The organism is Campylobacter sp. 107 (genome assembly GCF_002383835.1).
Taxonomy (GTDB): domain Bacteria; phylum Campylobacterota; class Campylobacteria; order Campylobacterales; family Campylobacteraceae; genus Campylobacter_D; species Campylobacter_D jejuni.
Genome location: NZ_NXBA01000074.1, coordinates 1 through 1,179 on the forward strand (window position 1 = coordinate 1; position 1,179 = coordinate 1,179).

At 29.2% G+C, this 1,179-nt stretch carries 1 protein-coding gene; it reads left to right on the forward strand.

The window, feature by feature from the left end:
- The coding region (locus tag BGS40_RS07525; RefSeq protein WP_141085140.1) for a motility associated factor glycosyltransferase family protein at nt 1-1,179 on the forward strand (1,179 nt) is incomplete at both ends.

The following is a 1,179-nucleotide window of genomic DNA, read 5'->3' on the forward strand; positions in this document are numbered from 1 at the left end:
TTTTACAAAACATCCCCTCTATGCTTGAAAGCATTCCTTTTCAAAGAATCTTAAATGAAAGAAAAAACAAATTCGAAAATGCTATAGTAGTTTCTGCAGGACCTAGTTTAGCTAAACAACTTCCTTTACTTAAAGCTTATCAAGATAAAGCAGTGATCTTTTGTGCTGATGGGGCTTTAAGTATGCTTGAAAAAGAAGGTATAGTGCCTGATTATGTTACGAATTTAGATTTTACTGATCTAGCAATGAAATTTTTTCAAAATAAAGAAAATTTAAAACAAAGCATTATCGCTCTTGAGTGTGCTACGCATCCTAATGTCGCGCGTAGTTTAAAGGCTGAAAATTGTATGATTGTTTTAAGAAATAAAGCTTTATATCAACGCTTTAATCTTAATGACTTTGGTTATATAGATACAGGTACTCATGTAAGTCATTTTTCTTACACTTTAGCTTTGGCTTTGGGATTTAAAAATATTATTATGATAGGGCAAGATTTAGCCTTTGATGAAAAAGGAAATTCACACTCAAAAGGTTTTGATTTTGGGGAGAAATTTAGCGGTGAAGAAAATATAGATAAACTTAAAGTCCCTGCCTATGCAGGTAAAGGAGAAGTTTTAACTCATATTGCTTGGAATGATTATCGTATAAAATTAGAATATCTTTTTGCTTGCAATGATCAAAAGGCTAAATTTTACAATGCTACTGAAGGTGGAGCAAGGATTAATTTCACTGAAGAACTTTCCTTTAAAGAATGTTGTGAAAAACTCCTTACAAAAGAAAAACCCAAATTTGAACTTCCAAAAAGTTTAACTAAAAATAGAAGTGATAAACTCCTAGTTAAATTCAAAGAAAAAATACAAAAAGACCAAGAAAATGCTAAAAGATTTTTAAATGATGCTTTAGCTTTAAAACAAATTTTAGAAAATATACTCAGTAAAGATTTTCTTTTGCCTTTAGAATTTTTAGAAAAAATCTATCAAAATATAGAAAATTTTAATCACTCTTTAGATGAAGATGAGTTTATACAGGATGAAGTTTTAAGAGGAGCTTTTGCTTATCGTGGAAAATTAATTTCCGATGTATTAAAACTTCATATACAAGATAAAACGCATTTCATCACAGCTTATATTAAAGCTTACCATGAATGGTTGCTTTATTTTATAGAAAAACTAGAGCAAA